Consider the following 21762-nt stretch of genomic DNA (forward strand, 5'->3'; position numbering starts at 1 on the left):
TTAAATCATAATTATCAGGATTACCTGTAAGACCTAATTCTTTCATCAAAGCTTCTTTCATCATCTTTTCTAATTCCTCAAGCATTTTTTTTAAATCAATAAAAAGATCGCGTAGATCTAATTTAACATATTTAAGCCCTGAGCCAATTAATTTTTCAGCTTTTTGTTGGTTTCCTAAAATTTGTCTTAAAGCAAACTTATATTCAGACTCGGACTTATCCTTATCCACTACTAACTCACTCAGTGTAAGCAATCCGTCTTTGTCTTTGTCTTTGCTCAAAGTATTATTGAGTTCTTGGGTTATGCTGAAGGTGGAATCAGTTATTTTATGGCTGAAATTTTCTGGTGTATATCCAAGATTATCCAAATATTTTTTTTGTTTGTTAAATTGACCATAAGAATAAATTTGAGTTTGAACTGAAATTTTATCATTTTGGTAAGTTATATTAGCATCAATTCCTACTCCACTTCTTGTATTACCAAATTCATTTGCGTCTAAAGAGCCATTTTTATCAATATCTGCTTCTAAATAGCCTCTTTGATAAGCTATATCACCGAACCAACCTGCTACTAAATTTTGAGCTTGTCCGCTAAGCCCATAAGTGCCATCTTTGTTTTGTTTAACTTGGGAAGTGCCAAAGGCATTTTGCAAATCTTTTAAATTCTCATCACTTAAATTAACACTAATTCTCCGTCCGCTTACAATATCAGTAAAAAAGACTTTATTTTTAAATTTACTTGATAAGTTTTGATTATTAAGATAATCTTTTATGTTCGCGTTAGTATCAATACTATCTCCGGGTTTTAAAGCTTTATAAACGCTTTCGTTAAAAGTAGAATTAAGATTTAAGAAATTGATTTGCATTTTTCTGCCTTTTTTCTAAAATCAATGTTTTAAAACTAAATCAGCAGAAAAACGAAAAAGTTTATACCAAAAAATTCGAAAATAGAATTAAACTTGGTAAATCTTAGTAATTCCACGGCAATCCAACAGGCCTTGATAATTTTTTAATCGCCTCTTGTCCAGCTTGAACCAAAATAGAATTTGATGAATTATAGCCATAACTGCTAGGATAAGGCTTGCCTTGATTAGCATACCAATTTGCACTAAAAGGCTTATAAAGATACCCACCCTTAACCTCTTTCATCTCATCAAGGCTAAGAACTTTAACACCTTTAGAGTCTCATTTTATATAGATTAAATTATGCTTTATTTTTTAAAGTATTATATAAACTTTTCTTGCTTACAAAAGTAGATGTTTGGTAAATTATTACAAATTCTGTATATATGTTTTTGTAAAAATTCATTTTGATTTTCTCTGGGTAACTCACAGCATACCCTTAGAGCTAGCAAGACTTTCATTTTCTATTTTTATCGCCATTTTAAGAGCTTTAGCAAAGGCTTTGAAAAGCCCTTCAGCTTTGTGATGATCGTTTTTACCTTTTACTTTAAGGTGCAAACTTATGCCAAGCGCATAGCTTAGTGAGTAGAAAAAATGTTCTATCATCTCAGTGCTAAGCTCGCCTAGCTTTTTTTTCTTAAATTTAGCCTTATACACCAAAATAGGGCGGTTTGAAAAGTCTAGCACACAACGTGCTAGACTTTCATCCATAGGTAAGCAAAAGCCATATCTTGCTATACCTATCTTATCGCCTATAGCTTTTTTAAGTGCCTCTCCAAGGGCTAGTGCTACATCTTCAACGCTGTGATGCTCATCTATTTCTAAGTCCCCTTTGCAATGTATCTCAAGGGCTATGCCAGAATGCACTGCTATTTGATCAAGCATATGATCAAAAAAGCCAATCCCTGTTTGAATTTGGCTTTTGCCTCCATTTAAGCACGCTTTAATGCTGATTTGTGTTTCTTTGGTATTTCTTTGAACAAAGCTCGTTCTAAAAGAGCTTAAGATAGTATTACAAATATCTTCCCAAGTGTTCTTTTTTGGCTCATAAAGCAAGCCTTGTATGCCCAAGTTTTGAGCTAAAATCATATCAGTTTTTCTATCGCCTATAACAAAGCTTTGATTTTTATCATAAAGCTGGTGGATGATATAGTCTTTTAAAAGTGCAGTTTTTGGCTTTCTGCATGCACAATTTTCATGCTCAAAATGCGGACAAATGAAAATATCTTGAAATTCTATTCCGCAAGATTTTAAAATATCAAGTATTTTATTTTGCACTAGCTCAAAGTCTTTTTGAGCAAAAGAGCTTGTGCCAAGCCCGTCTTGATTGCTTACAAGCACGAATTTAAAATTAAAATTCTTAAGCTTAAGCAAGGCTGGGATAACTCCTTTTTCAAAGCGAAGTTTTTCAAGGCTATCAACTTGCAAATCACTCTTTGGCTCCTCAATGATAGTGCCATCTCTATCGATAAATAGGATTTTTTCACTCATGATAAAGTTTTTAACCTCAAGCTTACAGCATTTTTATGTGCGTCTAAATGCTCGGCATGTGCTAAAATTTCAACGCTTTTTGCAAGCTTTTTAAAGCCCTCACAGCTTAATTCTTGAACAGTCATTTTTTTAGTAAAATCGCTTAAATTTAAGCTTGAACGTGTTCTTGTCAGCCCATAAGTTGGTAAAACATGATTTGTTCCACTTGCATAATCGCCCATTGATTCAGGAGAAAAGGCTCCTAAAAACACTGAACCAGCATTTTGCACCTTATCAAGCAAACTTCTTGGAGAGGCAGTTTGTATGATTAAGTGCTCTGGAGCGTATTGGTTTGAAATTTGCACCGCTTCGTTTAAATTACTAGCTATGATGATTTTTGAATGACTTAAGCTCTTTGAGGCTAATTCTTTTCGCGGTAAGTTTTCAAGCTGAGAAGCAAGCTCTTTACCTACTTTTTGGGCAAAACTTTCACTCAAACACACTAAAATCACTTGAGAATCCGCTCCATGCTCGGCTTGAGAAAGCAAATCACTAGCTACAAACTCAGCATTTGCTGCCTCATCAGCGATGACTAAAACCTCGCTTGGTCCAGCTTGCATGTCTATATCAGCCCCATTTATATCAGCACTTACTTGAGCTTTAGCTTCAGTTACAAAGGCATTTCCTGGTCCATAAATTTTATCTACCCGAGTTACACTTTGTGTGCCATAAGCTAGTGCAGCTATGGCTCCAGCTCCGCCCATTTGATATACCTCATCTACCTCACAAAGCTTGGCACAAAAAAGCACAGCATCATTGATCTTAGCTGGGCTTGCTAAAACTACCTTTTTGCAATTTGCTATTTTTGCAGGGATTGCTAGCATCAAAGCTGTTGAAAAAAGCGGAGCTAGTCCTCCTGGTATGTAAAGTCCAACTTTTTCTATGGGACGACTCACTAGTTCGCATTTTACGCCCTGTGTAGTTTCTAGTTCTAGGGGCTTAAAAATTTGAGCTTGGTGGAATTTTTTGATATTTTCATAAGCTGTGATAATGGCTTTTTTTAGATTTTCATCTACTCTTTGACAAGCTAAGTTAATCTCATCTTGAGTGAGTTTTATGCTTGAGATTTCAGCCTTATCAAAACGCAAGGCTTGTGCTATCAAAGCTTCATCGCCTCTATTTTTTACTTCATCAATAATGCCTTTTACCAAGGCTGAAAGCTCATCTTTACGCTCTATAGCCGGACGTTTAAGGGCTTTTTTTTGTTCTTCTTGAGTGAGTTTATTAAAATGTAAAATTTGCATATTTTCTTCCTTCATTTAAGCATTTTTTCTATAGGCAGAACTAAGATTGAACTTGCACCTTCCATTTTAAGTCTTTCCATAGTTTCCCAAAAGAGATTTTCTTGACTTACCATGTGTAAAGCCACCTTTTTTTCATCATGAGCAAGAGGCAAAATAGTTGGATTTTCAATGCCCGGAAGCAAAGAGATTATGCGTTCAAGCTTATCTTTTGGAGCATGAAGCATGATGTATTTGCTTTCTCTAGCTTGCAATACACCTTGAATTCGCAATAAAAGCTTATCCACCAGGGCTTGATTTTGCTTGCTTAGGTTTTCTTTTTTCTGGATCAAACACGCTTTTGAAGTGTAAATCACCTCAACTTCTTTAAGTCCATTAGCCTGTAAAGTTGCCCCACTTGAGACAAGATCACAAATAGCATCAGCTAAATTGGCTCGCGGTGCAACTTCAACTGAACCTGTAAGCGTGCAGTGCTTGTAAGTTATGCCTTTTTCACGCATAAAACGTTTTAAAAGCTGAGGATATGAGCTTGCTATCCTTAAGCCATTAAAGCTTTTTAAGCCCTTATATTCGGTATCTTGAGGCATTGCCAAAGATAAGCGACAATGTCCAAAGTCTAGCTTTTTAAGCAAGATATATTCACAGCTTTCTTTGGCTAGGCTTCGTTCTAAGGCGTTTTCTTCAAGTACATTTTCTCCTATAATGCCAAGATCAACTACCCCATCAAAAACAAGCCCCGGTATATCATCATCTCTAACACGTAAGATATCAAGTTCTAAATTTGTCGCAAAAGCGATGAGGCTTTGTTCGTGGATATGAGCTTTTACGCCGATGAGTTCTAAGAGCTCAAGGCAGCTTTTACTTAAGCGACCTGATTTTTGAATCGCAATTTTTAAACGAGAATTTTCTTGCATAGCTTTTTTAACCTTAGTTCTTAAAAGCCTTATTTTATCATAAAATCTAATAAATTGCCTGAATTTTTGTTGAAAAAGAAGTAATTTTTTTGATATTTTACTTGTTTAGTTTTTTCTTCTTTTTACTATAAATACAAGCACAAAGGCTAGGCAGGCTATCATGATGATACTTGCACTGCTGCTAAGATTAAGCACAAAGCTTAAAATAAGCCCTAAAAAGCAAAAGATAAAGCTTAAAAGTGAAGCTAGAGCCATCATTTTTAAAAGTTTTTGAGTAAAATATTCAGCGATAAAACAAGGAATGCTAAGTAAGGCAATGATTAAAATCAATCCCACACAACGCATGCAAATGACTATACAAAAGGCGATCATACAAATGAGTAAATAGTAAAAAAAGCTTGTATTTACACCACGAAGTAAGGCAAATTCTTGATCAAAGCTTATGGCAACAAATTGGCGATAAAAAGCAAGCACAAGCACTATAAAAAGACAATTAGCACCAAATATAAGCCATAAATCAGCACTTGAAACGGCTAAAATCGAGCCAAACAAATACGCCATTAAATCACTCTTATATCCCGCACTTAAATCAATTAAAATCAAGCCCAAAGCCATTCCAAATGCCCAAATAACAGCGATGAAATTATCACTTCTATGAGGATAACGTTTGGATAAAAAAGCTACGATTAAAGCTAAAAAAAGCGTAAAAAGCGAGGTGCATAAAAGCAAAGGCAAAGAAAAATAAAACGCCAAACCTATACCGCCAAATGCTCCATGAGTGATTCCTCCAGCCATTGAAAAAAGGCGGTTTATCATCACTAAAGAGCCAATTATCCCACAAGCTAAACTGATGAAAATAGATGCTAAAAAAGCATTTTGAAAAAAAGAAAATTCAAACATATCCAACACTTTTACTCCTTTTGTGTGTATGCTCGCAACTAAGACATTCATCAAAGCTCATTTCTACCGCACAAAAATGCTAGTAGGTTTGAAGATGAGTAAGGAGCTTTGCTTTGTGCTTATCATTATCATACAAGATGAGTTCTTTGTTAAGATAAGCGATTTTGTTTGCAAAGGCAAGCACTATATTAATATCATGGCAAATGCTAATAATTCCTATGCCTTGTTTATGTAAAGAGCGTAAAAACTCAAAGATATTTAAAGCACTTTTACTATCAAGGCTAGCACTTGGCTCATCAAGGATTAAAAGCTTGCATGGACTTATCAAAGCCCTTGCTATATAAGCTCTTTGTCTTTGCCCTCCGCTTAAATCTTTGATATTTTTATATGCAAATTCTTTTAAGCTAACTTTTTCGAGGACTTCAAGAGCTTTATTTATATCTTTTTTACTATAAAAGCCAAAGATTTTTTCATTAATAAGTCCCATTAAAACAAGTTCAAGCGTATTTATACTAAAGTTTTCATTCACAAGTGTGTTTTGAGGAACATAGCCAATTTCATTCGTTTTTAAAGCCTTAAATTTAAAATTAGCACAGGGTAAAAGTCCTAAGATATGCTTTATAAGCGTTGATTTACCGCCTCCATTTGGTCCAATGATAGCTAAAAAATCCTTTGTATCATAGCTTAAATTTATATCTTTAAGCACCATTTCTTTATCGTAAGCATAATTTAGCTTTGAAAGTTCAAAAAGTTTCATTAAAATACTCCAGATTTTGCGTTAAAAGCGGCTAAAATGGCAATAAAATCGCTTAAATTGAGCGTTGTTTGATAACTTTGTGTTTTTTTGGCATTTAAAAAAGTAAGCTCAATTTGTTCCTTTAAGTGTGTTATGTTCATGTATAAGCTCAATGCTAATGTGTGTTTTAGGTGTATAAATAATAAAGCACAAGCTTTTGCAAAACAAAAAGACAAACAAACAATCATAAGCAAACGAAGCATACAAAACTATCCTAAAAGCTTTGTGAAAGTTTTTGAGCACTCTTTAAAAGTTCGTTTTCCCAGTCTCTTGAAAGATGATCGATCTCTGCTATAGTCGCACCGCATTCTTTAGCTAAAAGCTTTGCTGCACTTTGAGGAAAGCCTTTTTGCACGAATATGGTTTGTATTTTTTCTTTTTTTGCAAGTTCTATTAAAGTTTTTAAGTCTTTAAGTTTTGGCTCCTTACCCTCAATCTCAACTGGCACTTGCACTAGATCATACCTTGCTGCAAAATACGCCCAGCTTGGATGATAAACTATAAATTTCTTGTCTTTTTTATCCTTTAAAAGGCTTTTTATCTTAGTATCTAAGGCGTCAAGTTCATTTTGAAATTTGGCTAAATTAGCTTCATAAAGGGCTTTATTGTGTGGATATTGCTTACTTAAAGCCTGTGTTATGGTGCGTGCTTGAGTTTTTACTAAAAGTGGATCAAGCCAGATGTGTGGATCATTTCCTAGCTCAATATGAGTGATTTGATCTTCTATGATTTGTTCTTTAGAAAGTAATGTTGAGTAAAAAGTAGGCCAATTGAGCATTTTTTTATTAAGTGCTTCAAAGCTTAAATCACCTATAAAGATATGGAAATGATTGCTTTTTGTTGGGCTGATTTGATGATCGCTAAATTGCACGAATTTAGGGGCTTTACTTGTTTTATCAGTATTTTCAAACTGATAACGCACGCCTTTTTTACCGCTTTCATAGGTAAAGATTTTAAACCCTTTATACGCATAAGTGCCTTTTAAAACTTCATTTTTTTTATAAAAACTTATATTGTCGTTATTAATGAGAATTTTATCAATATCGCTTTTATAGCCTTCTTTATAATAAGCTTTGATCTCATTTTTACTTTGCTTGTTGTTTAGAGCTTTAAGATAAAATATTTCATCTAAGCTATCATCAAGCAAGAGTGGATACACTGAGTAAAACTCGCCTTGATAATCATTTATAGTCCTATCTTTTACCTCGCTATCTTTAAATACTACTGGGGCATGCTTATGTTCAAAATGCGTTTTATGTTCAGCTTCTTCTTCATGATGAGCATACTCAAAAGTTGTGTAAAGTAGCTTTATATCTTTTCTGGTATCTATTATGCTAAGATTTTTAAATGTATCTTTAAATTTATATATCATAGGCTTTTCAAACTCAAGCCCTATGGTAAAATAAATATCGCTTTGCTCAAGTTTTTGCATGGTTGAGGGTTTAAATTCAAAATTATGCTCGTCTGTATTTGGCGATATGACTTCATTGATTTCTACGCTATCTCCAGCTATTTTTTGCACGAAATAACTTTGTGGCGGTATGCTAACACTGATGATAGGCTTTGCAAGAAGAGGTAGGGCAAAGATGAGGCTTGCGAGAGTTTTTTTCATTGAATTTTCCTTTTTTGAATACTTTTTGTAAAAAGTTGAGTGAATTATAACAAATGCAACTTAGTTGCAACTTAAAAAATAAGTTGTTTTTAAAAATTAAAGTTGCAAAATAAAATTTGATTTGCAAAAAAGCAAATTTTAGCTAAAAATTTGCTAAAATATATGCAAAAATTAACAAAGAAAGCAAAGCAATGAACGCGGTTGAACTTCTTAGAGAACAAGGTATCGCTCTTACTGATTTAAGGCTTGAAATGCTTGAAATTTTAGCGAGTGCCAATGAGCCTTTGAGTTTTGATGATTTTCATTTAGAGGCGAACAAAACCACATTTTACCGCAATATACAGCTTTTTGAAGAAAAAGGTATAGTGAGTAAAAGCACGCTTGAAAGAAAGAGTTTTTATGAGTTGGCTTTGGGTGCAAAAGCTCATTTTGTTTGTGACGTGTGTCATAAAATCACGGATTTTAAAATGCCAAAAATCAAAGGCAAAGTTAAAAGCGTGATCGCTAAAGGAGTGTGCGATCAGTGTGATGAAAATGCTTGATTATTTTTGTAATTTTTTTACTGCTTTATCGATTTTTTTGCTTGCCTTGTCGTAATTTCCATCTTTTAGCTCTTCTAAAGCATCAATGGCAAATGAAAAATCCTCGCCGTCACTGTCATAGTTTTCAAAATAAGCTTCAAGAGCTTCTATGATAAGTTTTGATTTAGGCTTTGCACTTTTTTTGCTGAGTTTATCAAGCCTTTGTTTTAAGTTTGCCGGTAGTCTAAAATAGCACGCTTTAACTTCTTTTTTTTTCATTGTTTCCCTTTAAGTGGTTTTGTAAAATTTAATTGTTTGTTTGCAGACTTTGCAGTTAAATTTCTTTTTATTTTTTTGTATCTTTTGATGAACATTAAAAGGCACATCGTGAATTTTTCCTTTACAAGCACAGGTATAAAAATAACTATACACTTGTGTATCATCATCATCACTTGCTTCAAAGCTAATATCGCTACCATCTTCTGAAGCAAGAAGAGACTTTCTGTATTCAGCGACTTTCATATCTTCAAACAAAATATGCTCTAAAAGCCATTTTTTAGCTGCTACATAGAGTTTTTCTTTTAAATCATTTGTGCTACGAATATTTTTAATGAGATCAATCATCATTTGAATGATATCTTTGTGAATTTTTTTATGAGGATCAAGGTCTGGAAAACCTATAGTTTGCATATATTTTTCCTCATCATGAAAATGTTCTTTCATATAGTTAAAAAAGCCAGCTAGTAAGTCTTTTACCTTTGTTTTATCTACAGATCTATCTGAGATTTGCTCAACTTCAGCCGCAAGCTCGAAAAGCTTTTTGTGCTGTTCGTCGACTTTAGCGTTATATACGCTGTAAGAATTATCCCACCTTGGGAGCATAATGATTGTCCTTAAAGCAAAGTATGAATTTTTCCTTTCATTATAGCACAAAAATTAATTTTTGTGCTATAAAATATAATAAAAAATTTATATTTTAAGAACAAAAGGTAAAGAAATGGCAGCGAAGATTCTTTTGCTTGAAGATGATATTAATCTTAGTGAGCTTGTTGAGGAATTTCTGATTGATGAGGGGTATGAAATAAGTTTGGTAAATGATGCTGAAGCAGCTTTAAATCTTGCTTATGAAAAGCATTTTGATCTGTGGATTTTAGATGTTAAAGTGCCTTTGGGCGATGGTTTTTCTTTGCTTAAGGAACTCAGGCAAGCAGGCAAAAACACACCAGCTATTTTTCTTACTTCTTTAAATACGGCTAGTGATTTAAAGGAAGGCTTTGATGCGGGCTGTGATGATTATATCAGAAAGCCTTTTGAGCTTGTTGAACTTGCTTTGCGTGTTGAAAGTATATTAAAGCGTTCTTTTGCTCATAAAAATGAAAATTACGAGGATTTGGGCGATAATTATAAATTCTCTCTTTCTTCTCAAATTTTATACAAAGATGATAAAGCCCTTACCCTGCCAAGTAAGGAAATTAAGCTTTTGTCTTTGCTTTTAAAGCACAAAAATCGTTTTGTGAGCGTGAAACAGATTTTTGAAGAGCTTTGGGATTATGATGAAGAGCCAAGTGAGTTGAGTTTAAGAGCGTATGTGAAAAATTTAAGAAAAATTCTCGGTAAGGATTCTATCATCAACCAACGTGGCAGGGGGTATTGCTATGACAGAGGCTAAATGGGTAATTAGGTCAATCCTTAGCCTTTATCTTGTAACAACAGGTATTTTTTTGCTTATCTTCTTTGTTTTGTGGTATCAAAAACTCTATGAAGAGCTTGTTAATGTAAAAACTTCAGACTTAAAGGATGCTCACAGAACTATAGTTTTAAGCGTGATAAACTCTAAATATACCCCAATTACTCAAGCATGCAAAGATATAAGTAATGTTTCAAGTCTTAAATTTGCCATACTTGATGAAAAACAAATTCTTTGTTCAAGTTTGGATTTTACCCCAAAAGATCTTAATGTAAGCATTCGCACAAGGGGAATTTATAAAAACAAAGCCTTTTATATAGCGGCTATGGATTCAACGAGTTATTATCTTCAAAAAGAGGATGATAGAAAAAAAGATTTTGAGCGAGAGAGCATACAAGATGGGGCTTTGAGGACTTTTGTTGTGGGTGAAGATGTGAGCGATGATGTGATGCTTATTCGATCAAAAGTTTTTGCAGGTGCTTTATTTTCTTTTTTACTCATCGCTTTAGTTTCTTATTTTTTGGTAAAAATTGCTATAAAACCGCTTGAAAACAAGATTAAAACCCTAAATAGTTTTATCAAAGACTTTACGCATGAGATTAATACGCCTTTAAGTGTGATTTTGCTTAGCATTGAAAGGCTTGAACAGCAAAAAAATATCCTTGATGAGGTTAAATTTAAACGTATGAAGCTTGCTGCAAAAACCTTGAGTCAGACGTATTCGGATTTGATTTTTTATACTTTTCCAGATACCATTTCAAATGAAGAAGAAAAGATTGATATGAAAGAGCTTGTGAATGAAAGGCTTGAGTATTTTAAGCTCTTTTTTGAGCAAAAAAAGTTGGATTTAAGCATAGAACTTGAGGTAAATAACTTTTTGGTGGCGAGCAAAAGTAAAATCAATAAAATGTTTGATAATCTTTTAAATAATGCTATTAAATATAACAAAAAAGGTGGCTTTATACAAGTAAAACTCAAAGATAATACCCTTTCAATCAAAGATAGTGGGTGTGGGATCGATGAGGAGAGTGTGAAAAAGATTTTTGATCGTTATGCTCGTTTTAATAAAGATCAAGGCGGTTTTGGCATAGGCTTAAGCCTTGTACAAGATATTTGCAAGGAATATAAAATCACCATAAAATGTAATTCAAAGCTACGCGAAGGCACGGAATTTGTGCTGAATTGGTGAGTTTTGTTTTTTTTGTGTAAATGTCTTGAGCCGAGTTTATTTGTTACTGAGTAAGGCTTTGTTTTTGCTTTCTATAAGCTGGTTTAAAAAAGAAGTGATGTACTCTCTTTGCTCTATGTTTAAAGTTGCTAATTCAGCCTTGATCAAATCACTAACAAGCTGTTCATTTGAAAGCTCAAAGTCTGAAAACTCTCTTGCTTTTTGAATGGTTTTAAGCACTCTTAAGTCTTTATTTTGCATATACATTTTTTACTCACTTAAGATAAATTACGCTTACAAAACGTTGTTCGCTCTTATCGCGTCGGTAAGAAAAAAAGCGTTTGTCTTCAAAATTGCAAATTCTACTATCATGAATATGAGCAATATGAAGTTTTTTAGCTTGGGCTTTAACTAAGGCTTTTAAATCAAGCTTGTTTTCATCTACGAAGTCTTTAAAATGAGCCATAGCTTCGGCTAAAACCTCGCCATTTATTTCATAATTTTGCTTGCAAATTGATGCACCGATAAAAAGGTGCATTTGTGCTAAATCTAAATTTGTATCAAAGCTCGCTCTCATCTTTTGTATAGCTTCGTTTAAGATATTTGAAAAACAGCCCTTTCGTCCAGAATGCAAAGCTCCTATATAGCCTTTTTCATGCCATAAAAGCAAAGGCAAGCAATCTGCACTTAAAACGCAAAGGGCGATATTTTTTTGATCTGTGATTAAGCCATCACAAGTATAAACACTTTTACTTTCATTAAAAAGCTCAACCTTGTTTGAATGCATTTGTTCCATAAAAACGCATTTTTTTATATTTGGTGCGTGATGCGTAAAAAGGTTTTTGTTTAAAATTTGAGCTCTAAAACCCATAAAATCAGCATTATAAGCCATAAAAGCCCCAGCTTTTTCATTATCTAGTAAAGAAAAGAAATCCGATCTATGTGTTCCCAAGAAAGTTCCTTTTGATCTGTTTTTGCATTTTTGCACCCAAGCCATCTTAAAGTGTAACGAGCGAGCAAATCACTTTCTATATTGATTTTGCGCCCTATTTTATAGCTGTGAAATAAAGTTTTTTTAAAACTTATAGGGATAATAGTTAAGCGTATGCTACTTGTAAAAACTTCATTAATGGTAAGACTTACGCCATCAACACCTATGCTACCTTTTTCACTCATTAAGGGCATGGCTTTGGTTGGAAGTTGAAGATAAAAATCCACTCCATTTTCGATTTTTTCGATTTTTTCTAAGGTAGCGATAAAATCGATATGCCCTTGCATTAAGTGTCCATCTATCCTATCACTAAGCCTTAGAGCCGGTTCTATATGCACTTTGTCTTTGTAGTTTTCAAGGGCAAGGTGGCTCCTACTTTCCTTTGAAAGCTCGACATCAAAGCCGTCTTGTGCTAGCTTAATGACGCTTAAACATGCTCCGTTCACAGCTATACTATCGCCAAGTTTGGGTTTATAAGAGGCTTTAAGGCTTAAGATATTGTTCTTATAAGCCTTAACTTCAGCAATTTCTCTTATAAGCCCATTAAACATTGTTATTATTTTTCCTTATCCCAGCAAAGTATAGTTTTACCTTTTTCATCTTCGCACACATCACCCATTCCCATGATATTATAGCCCGCATCAACATAGTGAATTTCCCCACTTACTCCGCTTGCAAGATCGCTAAGTAAATACATGGCTGAGTTGCCTACCTCATCGGTGCTGACATTTTTCTTTAATGGAGCGTTGATTTCATTGTATTTTAAAATCATTCTAAAATCCCCTATACCACTTGCTGCAAGGGTTTTGATAGGTCCTGCTGAAATTGCATTTACCCTTATGCCCCTTACACCTAAATCCCTTGCAAGGTAACGTACAGAGCTTTCAAGAGCAGCCTTAGCTACGCCCATAACATTATAATGTGGCACATATTTTATCCCGCCAAGATAGCTAAGAGTAAGCACTGAAGCATTATCATTTAAGATGGGTAATACCGCACGCGTTAAAGCTACTAGGGAGTAGGCTGAAGTACCAAGAGCTATATTAAAAGCTTCTTTTGTAGTGTTAATAAAAGCACCTTCTAAAGCCTCTTTTGGAGCGTATGCTACAGCATGCACTACAAAATCAAGCTTACCAAAGTCTTTTTCTATTTTGCCTGCAAGAGCGTTTAAATGCTCCTCGTTATTCACATCAAGCTCATACACAGCCCTTGAGTTAAACTCAGCTGCAATTGGCTCGACGCGTTTTTGCAAAGCTTCATTTAAATAGGTAAATGCTAGCTTAGCTCCCTGACTCGCACACGCTTTAGCTATGCCATAAGCTATGGATTTGTTATTGGCTACGCCAACTATAAGTCCTTTTTTGCCTTTCATTAGCATTTGTTTATCCTTTTTATTAGAGAGATGAAATTTTCTACTTTTAATGCCCCAGAGCCTATTAAAACTCCGTCGCAATGCTTTATATCTAAAATAGCTTTGATATTTTCTTCATTAACACTTCCACCATACAAAAGTTTTGCTTTACTTAGGCTGTTTAAAAAAAGTAAAACTTCTTCTATATCTTTAAATTCAGCACTTACCCCTGTGCCTATAGAATAAATAGGCTCATAAGCGATGATGAGTTTTTCATAATTTAAATCTATATTTTCAAGCTGTTTGTGTAAAAAATCCTTCGTTTTGCCAGCTTTTTTACATACTAAATCCTCTCCTATACAAAAGACGATTGTATAAGCATGCTCTTTTGCAAAGTCAAATTTAGCTTTGATGAGGTTTTCATTATCGCCTAAAGCTCTTCGTTCTGAATGTCCTATCAAAACAGAGTTTATACCAAATTCATCAAGCTGTTCTTTGCCTATTTCGCCGGTAAATGCTCCTTGCACGCAAGGATAAAAGTTCTGTGCCCCTTGAGTGAAATACTTGACATTTGCATAAAAACACGAGCTTGGCGGAAAGACAAAAACCTCATCTTTTGTATGTATTTTTAAAGCTTCATCAAGCTTTTGAGCATATAAAGCAAAAGAAGCTCTTGAATGATGGCACTTTAAATTCGCCGCATATATCATAATTCGCCCTCTTTGACGCGTAAAGGCTTAACTCCGGGAAGTTCTTTACCTTCGATAAGCTCAAGGCTCGCTCCTCCACCTGTTGAGATAAAAGTCATCTCATCAGCCTCACCTGATCGTGCCACAACATCGGCTGTATCGCCTCCACCAATGATGGTTGTAGCATGGCTATCGCCTATAAAATGACTCATCTTCATACTGCCTTTGCTGAATTTTTCTATCTCAAACACGCCCATAGGTCCATTCCACCAAATGGTTTGCGCATCACTTAAAGCCTCGCGAAAAAGCTTTCCAGTTGCTGGTCCTATATCAAGTCCCATGAAGCCGTTTGGAATTTCTTGAGTTGGCACATAAGACATTAAAGCATCGCTTGAACAAGTGCGCGCCACAGCCACATCTACAGGTAGATAAACTTTTACCCCAAGTTCCTTACCCCTTGCTAAGATCGCCTTTGCTTCGTCGATAAGTTCTTCTTCTAAGAGTGAATCGCCTATATCAAATTCAAGAGCTTTTAAGAAAGTAAAAGCCATTCCCCCGCCGATAATGAGCTTATCGACTTTGTTGATAAGATTTCTTAAAGCTTGAAGCTTGCCACTTACTTTTGAGCCGCCTACCACAGCTACAAAAGGGCGGGCTGGGTGTTTTAAGAGGTTGTTTGCAAAGCTGATTTCTCTAAGGAGTAAAAAGCCGGCTCCTTTGTGATTATTATCAAAAAATTTCGTGATGGCTTCAACGCTAGCATGCACTCTGTGGCATACCCCAAATGCGTCATTGACATACACATCAGCCATTGAGGCAAGTTCTTTTGCAAGTTCTTCATCGTTTTTGGTTTCGCCTTTTTCAAAACGCAAATTTTCAAGCATTAAAATTTCAGTTGGTTTTAAATTTGCTGCCTTAGTTTTAGCGTCTTTTCCAATCACATCTTTTGCCATAACTACTTCTTTATTTAAAAGTCTTGCAAGACGTTTTGCTATAGGCTCAAGAGAGTATTTTTGACTAAGCTCCTTTGGACGCCCTAGATGAGAAGCTAAAATCACGCTACAACCATTATCTAAACAATATCTTATCGTAGGGATAGCTGAGCGAATGCGTCTATCATCAGTGATATTTAAAAACTCATCTTGAGGGACATTAAAATCACAGCGGATAAACACCTTCTTGCCATTTAAATCAAGTTCTTTAACCGAGACAATATCAGCACTTTGCATCTTTAACCTTTCATCACCAACACAGCCATATCAAGCAAACGGCTTGAATAGCCCCATTCATTATCATACCAAGCCACGATTTTAACAAAATCATCTTGTATCACTTGAGTAAGATCGCAAGCCACGATCGCTCCATAACTTGAGCCTATAAAATCAGAACTTACCCTCTCATCTTCATCAATAGCCAAAAAGCCTTTTAAATTTGAAGCTGCAGCCTTTTTAAAAGCATTATTCAGCTCTTCTTTGCTTGTTTTTTTGACAAGCTTTGCGGTCAAATCCACGCTTGAAACATCAATCACTGGCACACGCATACTTTGCCCGTGCAAACGTCCATCAAGTTCTGGCATGATAAGCTTCATGGCTTTTGCAGCCCCGGTTGAAGTTGGGATAATGTTTTGAGCCGCTGCTCTGCTTCGACGTTTGTCTTTTGTCTTTGCATCAATAATGCTTTGCCCATTTGTATAAGCATGTATGGTTGTCATCAGCCCTTTTTCTATACCAAATTCATCTTGCAAAACCCTACACACAGGACCTAAGCAGTTAGTGGTACAACTTGCATTTGAGATAATCTTTTCGCCTTTATAAAGATGAGAATTTACGCCCATAACAAAGGTAGGCGTATCATCTTTTGCAGGAGCTGACATAATTACTTTTTGTATGCCTTGTTCTAAAAAAGCTTGGCACTTTTCTTGAGTTAAATGTGCTCCTGTGCATTCAAGCACGACTTGTGCACCGTATTTTGCAAAGTTAAGTTCTTTGATATCACGAATTTTAAAGACTTTGATTTTTTTGCCATCAATGATAAGCATATCATCTTGGCTTGAAACTTCGCCCTCATAGGTTCTATGCACGCTGTCATATTTAAAAAGGTATTTTGTGATCTCCAAATCTGAAGTATCATTAATCGCTACAAGCTCCACATCATCGCGTTTTAATGCAATACGTGCAACACACCTTCCAATACGCCCAAAGCCATTTATTGCAATTTTAATCGCCATTTAATTTCCTTTTGCAAAATAAAATGCTAGAATTCTACAAAAAAAAGGTTAAAAATTTAATGAAAATTGCATTTTTTGGCGGAAGTTTTGATCCGCCGCACTTAGGACACGATGCTGTGGTAAAGGTAGCTTTAAACACACTTGATATAGATAAACTCATCATTATGCCAACCTTTATAAACCCTTTTAAACAAGGCTTTGTAGCAAGTAAAGAGCAAAGATTTTTATGGGCGAAAAAACTATGGGGAAATTTAGAAAAGGTTGAAATTTGTGATTTTGAGATAAAACAAGAAAGACCTGTGCCAAGTATAGAAAGCGTTTTATACCTTCAAAAACGTTTTAATCCTAGTAAAATCTATCTTATTATAGGCGCTGATCATTTAGCGAGTTTGCACTCTTGGCATGAGTTTGATAGCTTAAGCAAAATGGTTGAATTTGTCGTGGCAAGCAGACTTAAGATCATTATACCAAAGGAATTTAAAAAGCTTGATGTTCATTTTGATATAGCCTCATCTTTTATTCGCGATACCTTAGATGTCAGCGAGGTTTGTGAGGGCATAAAAGATGAAGTTAAAGAATATTATACTCAATTTATAAATAAAACTCAAAGGATAAAAATGCAAGAAAGAATCAAAGCTATTACGGATATTTTAGATGATAAAAAAGCCGAGCAAATCGAAGTTTTTGATATGCAAGATAAGGATTATTTTGTAAGCTTTGTGGTGCTTGCAAATACTTTAGGACAAAGGCATGCTTTGGCATTAATTGATGAACTTAAAACAAAGCTTAAAGAAAAAGGAGAGCAGTTTTTGGGCATAGAAAGTTCTGAGGATTGGAGCGTGCTTGATTTAGGTGATATACTCATTCATCTTTTGAGTGAGGATTATAGAGCAAAATACAATTTGGAAGAGTTTTTAAAAGAGCTTGGCAAGCAAAAGGCTTAAGTTTTACTTTAAGGATCAAAGCTTAGAACAGCGACTTATTATTCTTGTGTTTGGTTAAGATCATTATCTTGAGTTAAGTTATCATTAAACACATTGTCTTTTGTAGGTTTTTTTGCTTGAGTTTTCATCTTTGGTTGCTACATTTTTACTTTATTTTATGTTTTTGAACTGATCAAGATACGCAAAAAGCTCGTTTTTAAGATACGCAAAAAGTGATTTTTTAGGTGTGATGGTGGTTGTAATTTCTCCATTTGTTGCATGATATACGCTTACGCCATATTTACTTGCATAAAATGCGATCAAAAGTCTTTGTAAGCTCGGTTCTATAAAGTCGTCAAACCAAGCATTATTTGATATGGCGATGATGATCTTACTTTCTTTGTATAAGTCTTCTTTTGTGGCTTCATAACAAATCGCATTGGTGATTTTTTGTCCAAAAAGTTCGTAGTGGTTGAGCTTTTCGCCTCTTGAAAACTCGCCCATATCTGGCAAAAGATAAGTTCGCACAAATTCTTTGAAGATAGGTAATTCTTCGCCAAAAGGCACAAGATAATGCTTGTTAAGAATTTTTACCTCACCATTTTGAAAAACATAAGTGCTATTATAAAAACCTTTATTTTCTTCATTAAACGCTCCTGTGATGATAACAATATTTTTAGATAATTCTTTTAAAAGCTCATAATAAAGCCCTGAAAAAGTTTGTTTAAGTTCAAAAGCAAAGGCACTTTCTGGCAACACAACTACTTCTTTTTTAGCTTCTATAGCCTTAAATATCTCATTGATGAGTCTATCTGCTTCATTGGCTTGATTTTCGCTGAGGTATTTTTGATCTTGAGAGATATGTGTTTGTATCAAAGCAATATTTGCATTTAAGCTTTTAAATTCAGTATCCTTATACTGCATACCTATAAAAAATAAAGCTAAAATAATGGTGATTTTATAATATCTTGAAATGTATCTTTCATAGTAAAAATACGCGATTAAAAACATACAAATCACGCCTTTCATTGAGCTTTCAAAAAAGCCATACACACTTAAAATACCCCAATTAAGCCAGTCAAAGCCTAAAGGGTGGATAAAGCTGATTAAAAATACTCCGCACAACCTTAAAAAGTCAAATTTAAGCATAAAGCAAACTTGAAACAAAATCCCATAAAACAAACCAATACCAAGAATTTCAAAAGGGATCAAATAGCTTAGTCCAAAATAAACAGAAGAAAATGAAAGCCAAAAAAACCACAAAATTCCAAGAAAAAATCCAGCCCAAAAATAGCCAGTTTTATCAGATCGTAAAAGCAAAACAAGTCCATAAATAGCCAAAAATGGTGAAAAAATTTCAAGGATTAAGCCCTCAAAAAAGGATAAATAAATTGAATTTGAAAGTAAAATTGCAATAAAAAAGGATTTTATTATTTTTAAAATGCTAGAATTAGAATTTAATTTTTTTACAAAAGGAAAATAATATGCAACAAAACTCTTTGCTAACTTCATTGTTACCTCTACTCGTGCTTTTTGCGATTTTTTATTTTTTGGTTATCCGCCCTCAACAAAAACAAGCAAAAGCCCACAAACAAATGATTTCAGAGCTTACTAAAGGCGATAAAATCATCACAAATGGTGGCTTGATCTGCGAAGTGATAAAACCAGAAGATGATTTTATCAAAGTTAAGCTTAATGATGAGAACACTATTGCAAAAATTTCAAAAGAATTTATAGCAAAGAAAATTGATGCCTAATTCAAAAATCAACTATAAACTTTTTATTTTTGTAGCAGTATTGTTTTTTGGCATAGCGTTTTCCTTGCCTTCTTTTTTGCAAAGTCAAAAGGGAGCAAAGATTAATTTAGGACTTGATTTACAAGGCGGACTTTATTTGCTTTTGGGCGTAGATAGTGAAGAAGCGGTGAAATCAAAGATTAAAAGCATAGCTTCAGCTTTAAGTTATGAGATTAACAAACAAAATATCATTAGTGATGATATAAAAGTAGGCGATACTAGTATCGAGTTTAAGCTTTATGATGAAGGCGATGTGGCTAAAATTGATGCTATTTTAAAGGATATTGTCGGCTTGAATGTTGCGTTTGCAAATATGCATTATAGCTTGAGTTTAAGTGATGAGGAAATTCAATCAACGCTTAATTATGCTTTGCTTCAAGCAGTTGAAACCATACGAAACCGCCTTGATGAGTTTGGTTTGGCTGAACCAACCGTTGCCAAACAAGGCGAAGATAAGATTTTAGTCGAACTTGCTGGTATTAAGACGAGCCAAGATGAGCAAAGAGCAAAAGAACGAATCACCACAGCAGCTCATTTACAACTCATGGAAGTAGATGATGCAAGGATGTCTCAAGCGCATCTTTTAAGTGAAAATGAAGCGGCAAGTTATGGCGATATTATCTTAGCTGATGCTAAAAATGAAAATATTAAATATGCCTTAAAAACTATCCCTGTGCTTGATGGATCAACCTTAACTGATGCAAGAGTAGCTTTTTCTAAAGATTCAAATGCTCCTATTATCAATTTTACCTTAAATTCACAAGGGGCAAGAATTTTTGCTGATTATACTGAAAAAAGTGTTGGAAAACGCCTTGCTATAGTGCTTGATAATAAAGTTTATTCAGCACCCGTGATTAACGAGCGTATAGGTGGAGGTAGTGGGCAAATTAGTGGAAATTTCACTCAAGAAGAGGCTAGAGATGTGGCTGTGGCTTTAAGAAGTGGAGCTTTGCTTGCTCCTGTTAAAGTTTTAGAGCAAAGAAGTATAGGTCCATCTTTAGGAAGCGATAGCATACAAATGTCAATGTTAGCATTAATTGGTGCAAGCATTGCTATAGTGATATTTATGATGGTGTATTATGGTATAGCCGGAGTTTTTGCAAATATCGCTTTGATTGCCAATATACTTGTGGTTGTGGCTGTGATGGCGATTTTTGGAGCGACTTTAACCCTGCCGGGTATGGCTGGGCTTGTTTTAACCGTTGGTATGGCAGTTGATGCAAATGTGATCATAAATGAACGCATACGAGAACTTTTGCGTGAGGGAGCAAGTATCAAAAAAAGCATAGAAGATGGTTATAAACACGCTATGAGTGCGATTATGGACTCAAATATCACTTCTTTAGTAACTTCAATCGCTTTATATGCTTATGGCACAGGACCGGTTAAAGGCTTTGCAGTAACCACTGGTATAGGTATTTTAGTCAGTATGATCACGGCTATTATTGGCACACATGGTATGTTTGATTTGTTTATAAAACAAATGGAAAAAAGCAATAATACAAGGCTTTGGTTTGGATATAGGAGAAAAAAATAATGCAGTTTTTTAGCGAAAAGAAAATTTATGATTTTATGCGTATGCGCTTTGGTGCTTATTTTTTATCTGGTTTTTTGGTGCTCGGTTCGCTTTGGCTTTTATTTGATAGGGGCTTGCAATATGGCATTGATTTTAGTGGCGGCACACTCATACAGCTTAAATACGAACAAAAAGCACCTATTGCAGACATTAGAGCTAAGCTTGAAGCTGGTGGGGACTTTCAAAACTTAAGTGTAACTGAATTTGGCTCTGATGATGAAATAACTATACGTTTTCTAGGTTCAAATGAAAATGTAGAAACTGATTTAAATTCGCAAATTACAAGTTTTTTAAAAGATACAGGCTCTTTTGAGATCAGACGTGTTGATGTGGTTGGTCCAAAAGTGGGCGATGAGCTTAGAAATAAAGGCATTATGGCAGTAAGCGTGTCTTTGCTTGCGATTTTAATTTACTTAGCCCTTCGTTTTGAATGGCGTTTTGCTATGGCAGCTATTATTACTGAGGTGCATGATGTTATCATTACTTTAGGAGCTATTTCTTTATTTAAAATAGATGTGAATTTAGATACCTTAGCAGCTGTTTTAACCGTGCTTGGATACTCTTTAAATGATACTATTATCATTTTTGATCGCATAAGAGAGGGCATAAAAACAAGCAAGAAAAGCGAGCTTGCACCTATTATCAATGAAAGCGTTTCAGCCACGCTTTCAAGGACTGTGCTTACTTCAGGGCTTACCTTAGCCACTGTTGTGATCTTATACTTTTTTGGCGGTTCTATGATAGAAGGCTTTTCACTTTCACTCATCGTAGGGCTTGTAGCAGGGACTTTAAGCTCGATTTTTGTAGCAAGTCCGGCTTTGCTTTGGTTTAAATTTAGTGTAAGTGTGTATAGACAAAAAGAGCTTGATAAACTTAAGAAAAAACAAGAAAAAGAAAAAATGCGTGCCATGTATGAAAAAGGCAGTGTTTAAGGAGAG

Annotated in this window: 25 protein-coding genes and 2 pseudogenes; 8 read left to right on the plus strand and 19 right to left on the minus strand. The window is 34.7% G+C overall.

Annotated elements, in window-relative coordinates:
- The 9 genes and pseudogenes from DMB91_RS06375 to DMB91_RS06410 form a co-directional block, all read right to left on the minus strand.
- The coding region (locus DMB91_RS06375) for a hypothetical protein (RefSeq protein ID WP_143116869.1) at window positions 1–865 on the minus strand (865 nt) is incomplete at its 3' end.
- Window positions 866–968: 103 nt separating this feature from the next.
- Window positions 969–1148: a hypothetical protein gene (locus tag DMB91_RS06380; RefSeq protein WP_034907165.1), complete on the minus strand. Its 180-nt coding sequence runs from the start codon at window positions 1146–1148 to the stop codon at window positions 969–971.
- A gap of 180 nt (window positions 1149–1328) precedes the next feature.
- The gene (hisB, locus tag DMB91_RS06385) at window positions 1329–2393 is read right to left on the minus strand and encodes a bifunctional histidinol-phosphatase/imidazoleglycerol-phosphate dehydratase HisB (RefSeq protein WP_034902936.1); all 1065 of its coding nucleotides are present in this window, start codon (window positions 2391–2393) and stop codon (window positions 1329–1331) included.
- Window positions 2390–3676: a histidinol dehydrogenase gene (gene hisD, locus DMB91_RS06390; protein WP_034902939.1), complete on the minus strand. Its 1287-nt coding sequence runs from the start codon at window positions 3674–3676 to the stop codon at window positions 2390–2392. The genes hisB and hisD overlap by 4 nt, the downstream gene beginning before the upstream one ends.
- 11 nt (window positions 3677–3687) lie before the next feature.
- Entirely contained in the window at window positions 3688–4587 is a 900-nt protein-coding gene (gene hisG, locus DMB91_RS06395; RefSeq protein ID WP_034902940.1) for an ATP phosphoribosyltransferase, read from the minus strand.
- Between the two features lie 105 nt (window positions 4588–4692).
- Window positions 4693–5496, minus strand: coding sequence for a metal ABC transporter permease (locus tag DMB91_RS06400; RefSeq protein WP_034902942.1), 804 nt, complete (start codon window positions 5494–5496; stop codon window positions 4693–4695).
- Window positions 5480–6244 (minus strand): annotated as a pseudogene (locus DMB91_RS06405) (metal ABC transporter ATP-binding protein). Before DMB91_RS06405 ends, DMB91_RS06400 begins: the two are co-directional and overlap by 17 nt.
- A complete protein-coding gene (locus DMB91_RS08880; protein ID WP_156104086.1) occupies window positions 6244–6384 on the minus strand; it encodes a hypothetical protein in 141 nt (46 codons plus the stop codon). Before DMB91_RS08880 ends, DMB91_RS06405 begins: the two are co-directional and overlap by 1 nt.
- 113 nt (window positions 6385–6497) lie before the next feature.
- Entirely contained in the window at window positions 6498–7895 is a 1398-nt protein-coding gene (locus tag DMB91_RS06410; RefSeq protein WP_052043141.1) for a metal ABC transporter solute-binding protein, Zn/Mn family, read from the minus strand.
- Between the two features lie 191 nt (window positions 7896–8086).
- Here DMB91_RS06410 and DMB91_RS06415 point away from each other — a divergent pair, with 191 nt between their 5' ends.
- Window positions 8087–8437: a Fur family transcriptional regulator gene (locus DMB91_RS06415; RefSeq protein WP_034902949.1), complete on the plus strand. Its 351-nt coding sequence runs from the start codon at window positions 8087–8089 to the stop codon at window positions 8435–8437.
- On the opposite strand, the gene DMB91_RS06420 is transcribed toward DMB91_RS06415, so the two are convergent.
- Both DMB91_RS06420 and DMB91_RS06425 read right to left on the minus strand, forming a co-directional pair.
- Window positions 8438–8695, minus strand: a complete 258-nt coding sequence (locus tag DMB91_RS06420) for a ribbon-helix-helix domain-containing protein (RefSeq protein WP_034902952.1) — start codon at window positions 8693–8695, stop codon at window positions 8438–8440.
- Window positions 8696–8704: 9 nt separating this feature from the next.
- Window positions 8705–9298 (minus strand): bacteriohemerythrin, encoded by a 594-nt coding sequence (locus DMB91_RS06425; RefSeq protein ID WP_034902955.1) that lies wholly within the window; start codon window positions 9296–9298, stop codon window positions 8705–8707.
- Between the two features lie 115 nt (window positions 9299–9413).
- Between DMB91_RS06425 and DMB91_RS06430 the strand changes: the two genes are divergently transcribed.
- Both DMB91_RS06430 and DMB91_RS06435 read left to right on the plus strand, forming a co-directional pair.
- A complete protein-coding gene (locus DMB91_RS06430; RefSeq protein ID WP_143116870.1) occupies window positions 9414–10085 on the plus strand; it encodes a response regulator transcription factor in 672 nt (223 codons plus the stop codon).
- Window positions 10072–11292: a sensor histidine kinase gene (locus tag DMB91_RS06435; RefSeq protein ID WP_034904451.1), complete on the plus strand. Its 1221-nt coding sequence runs from the start codon at window positions 10072–10074 to the stop codon at window positions 11290–11292. Before DMB91_RS06430 ends, DMB91_RS06435 begins: the two co-directional genes overlap by 14 nt.
- Before the next feature lie 36 nt (window positions 11293–11328).
- Here the strand turns inward: DMB91_RS06435 and DMB91_RS06440 are convergent, their stop codons facing one another.
- Genes DMB91_RS06440 through gap form a run of 7 tightly spaced genes read right to left on the minus strand, consistent with a single transcriptional unit; the run spans window position 11329 to window position 16529 of the window.
- Complete coding sequence (locus tag DMB91_RS06440; protein WP_409513471.1) at window positions 11329–11532, minus strand: hypothetical protein; 204 nt, start codon at window positions 11530–11532, stop codon at window positions 11329–11331.
- A gap of 13 nt (window positions 11533–11545) precedes the next feature.
- A complete protein-coding gene (locus DMB91_RS06445; protein ID WP_034904457.1) occupies window positions 11546–12223 on the minus strand; it encodes a polyphenol oxidase family protein in 678 nt (225 codons plus the stop codon).
- A complete protein-coding gene (gene ribE / locus DMB91_RS06450) occupies window positions 12187–12813 on the minus strand; it encodes a riboflavin synthase (protein ID WP_034904459.1) in 627 nt (208 codons plus the stop codon). The genes DMB91_RS06445 and ribE overlap by 37 nt, the downstream gene beginning before the upstream one ends.
- Before the next feature lie 5 nt (window positions 12814–12818).
- Window positions 12819–13640, minus strand: coding sequence for an enoyl-ACP reductase FabI (fabI, locus tag DMB91_RS06455; protein ID WP_034904461.1), 822 nt, complete (start codon window positions 13638–13640; stop codon window positions 12819–12821).
- Entirely contained in the window at window positions 13634–14323 is a 690-nt protein-coding gene (locus tag DMB91_RS06460; protein WP_034904464.1) for a triose-phosphate isomerase, read from the minus strand. The genes fabI and DMB91_RS06460 overlap by 7 nt, the downstream gene beginning before the upstream one ends.
- On the minus strand, window positions 14320–15531 hold the full coding sequence (locus tag DMB91_RS06465; RefSeq protein ID WP_034904467.1) for a phosphoglycerate kinase: 1212 nt from the start codon (window positions 15529–15531) through the stop codon (window positions 14320–14322). Before DMB91_RS06465 ends, DMB91_RS06460 begins: the two co-directional genes overlap by 4 nt.
- 2 nt (window positions 15532–15533) lie before the next feature.
- Window positions 15534–16529 carry a type I glyceraldehyde-3-phosphate dehydrogenase gene (gap, locus tag DMB91_RS06470; RefSeq protein ID WP_034904468.1) on the minus strand — a complete coding sequence of 332 codons (996 nt, stop codon included), beginning with the start codon at window positions 16527–16529 and terminating at the stop codon, window positions 15534–15536.
- Window positions 16530–16588: 59 nt separating this feature from the next.
- Between gap and nadD the strand changes: the two are divergent.
- Window positions 16589–17113, plus strand: a pseudogene (gene nadD, locus DMB91_RS09125) (nicotinate (nicotinamide) nucleotide adenylyltransferase); the annotation flags it as partial.
- Between the two features lie 33 nt (window positions 17114–17146).
- Window positions 17147–17473: a ribosome silencing factor gene (gene rsfS, locus DMB91_RS09130; protein ID WP_260604884.1), complete on the plus strand. Its 327-nt coding sequence runs from the start codon at window positions 17147–17149 to the stop codon at window positions 17471–17473.
- Window positions 17474–17623: 150 nt separating this feature from the next.
- On the opposite strand, the gene DMB91_RS06480 is transcribed toward rsfS, so the two are convergent.
- Window positions 17624–18964, minus strand: coding sequence for an apolipoprotein N-acyltransferase (locus tag DMB91_RS06480; RefSeq protein ID WP_034904473.1), 1341 nt, complete (start codon window positions 18962–18964; stop codon window positions 17624–17626).
- Here DMB91_RS06480 and yajC point away from each other — a divergent pair.
- The 3 genes from yajC to secF are packed head-to-tail and all read left to right on the plus strand — an operon-like array spanning window position 18937 to window position 21756.
- Window positions 18937–19209 carry a preprotein translocase subunit YajC gene (yajC, locus tag DMB91_RS06485; RefSeq protein WP_034904477.1) on the plus strand — a complete coding sequence of 91 codons (273 nt, stop codon included), beginning with the start codon at window positions 18937–18939 and terminating at the stop codon, window positions 19207–19209. The two genes, DMB91_RS06480 and yajC, sit on opposite strands and share 28 nt — an antisense overlap.
- Window positions 19202–20785 carry a protein translocase subunit SecD gene (secD, locus tag DMB91_RS06490; protein WP_034904478.1) on the plus strand — a complete coding sequence of 528 codons (1584 nt, stop codon included), beginning with the start codon at window positions 19202–19204 and terminating at the stop codon, window positions 20783–20785. The genes yajC and secD overlap by 8 nt, the downstream gene beginning before the upstream one ends.
- Window positions 20785–21756, plus strand: coding sequence for a protein translocase subunit SecF (gene secF / locus DMB91_RS06495; protein ID WP_034904482.1), 972 nt, complete (start codon window positions 20785–20787; stop codon window positions 21754–21756). The genes secD and secF overlap by 1 nt, the downstream gene beginning before the upstream one ends.
- The last annotated feature ends 6 nt before the right edge of the window (window positions 21757–21762 follow it).

The organism is Campylobacter sp. MIT 97-5078 (assembly GCF_006864455.1).
Classification (GTDB): domain Bacteria; phylum Campylobacterota; class Campylobacteria; order Campylobacterales; family Campylobacteraceae; genus Campylobacter_D.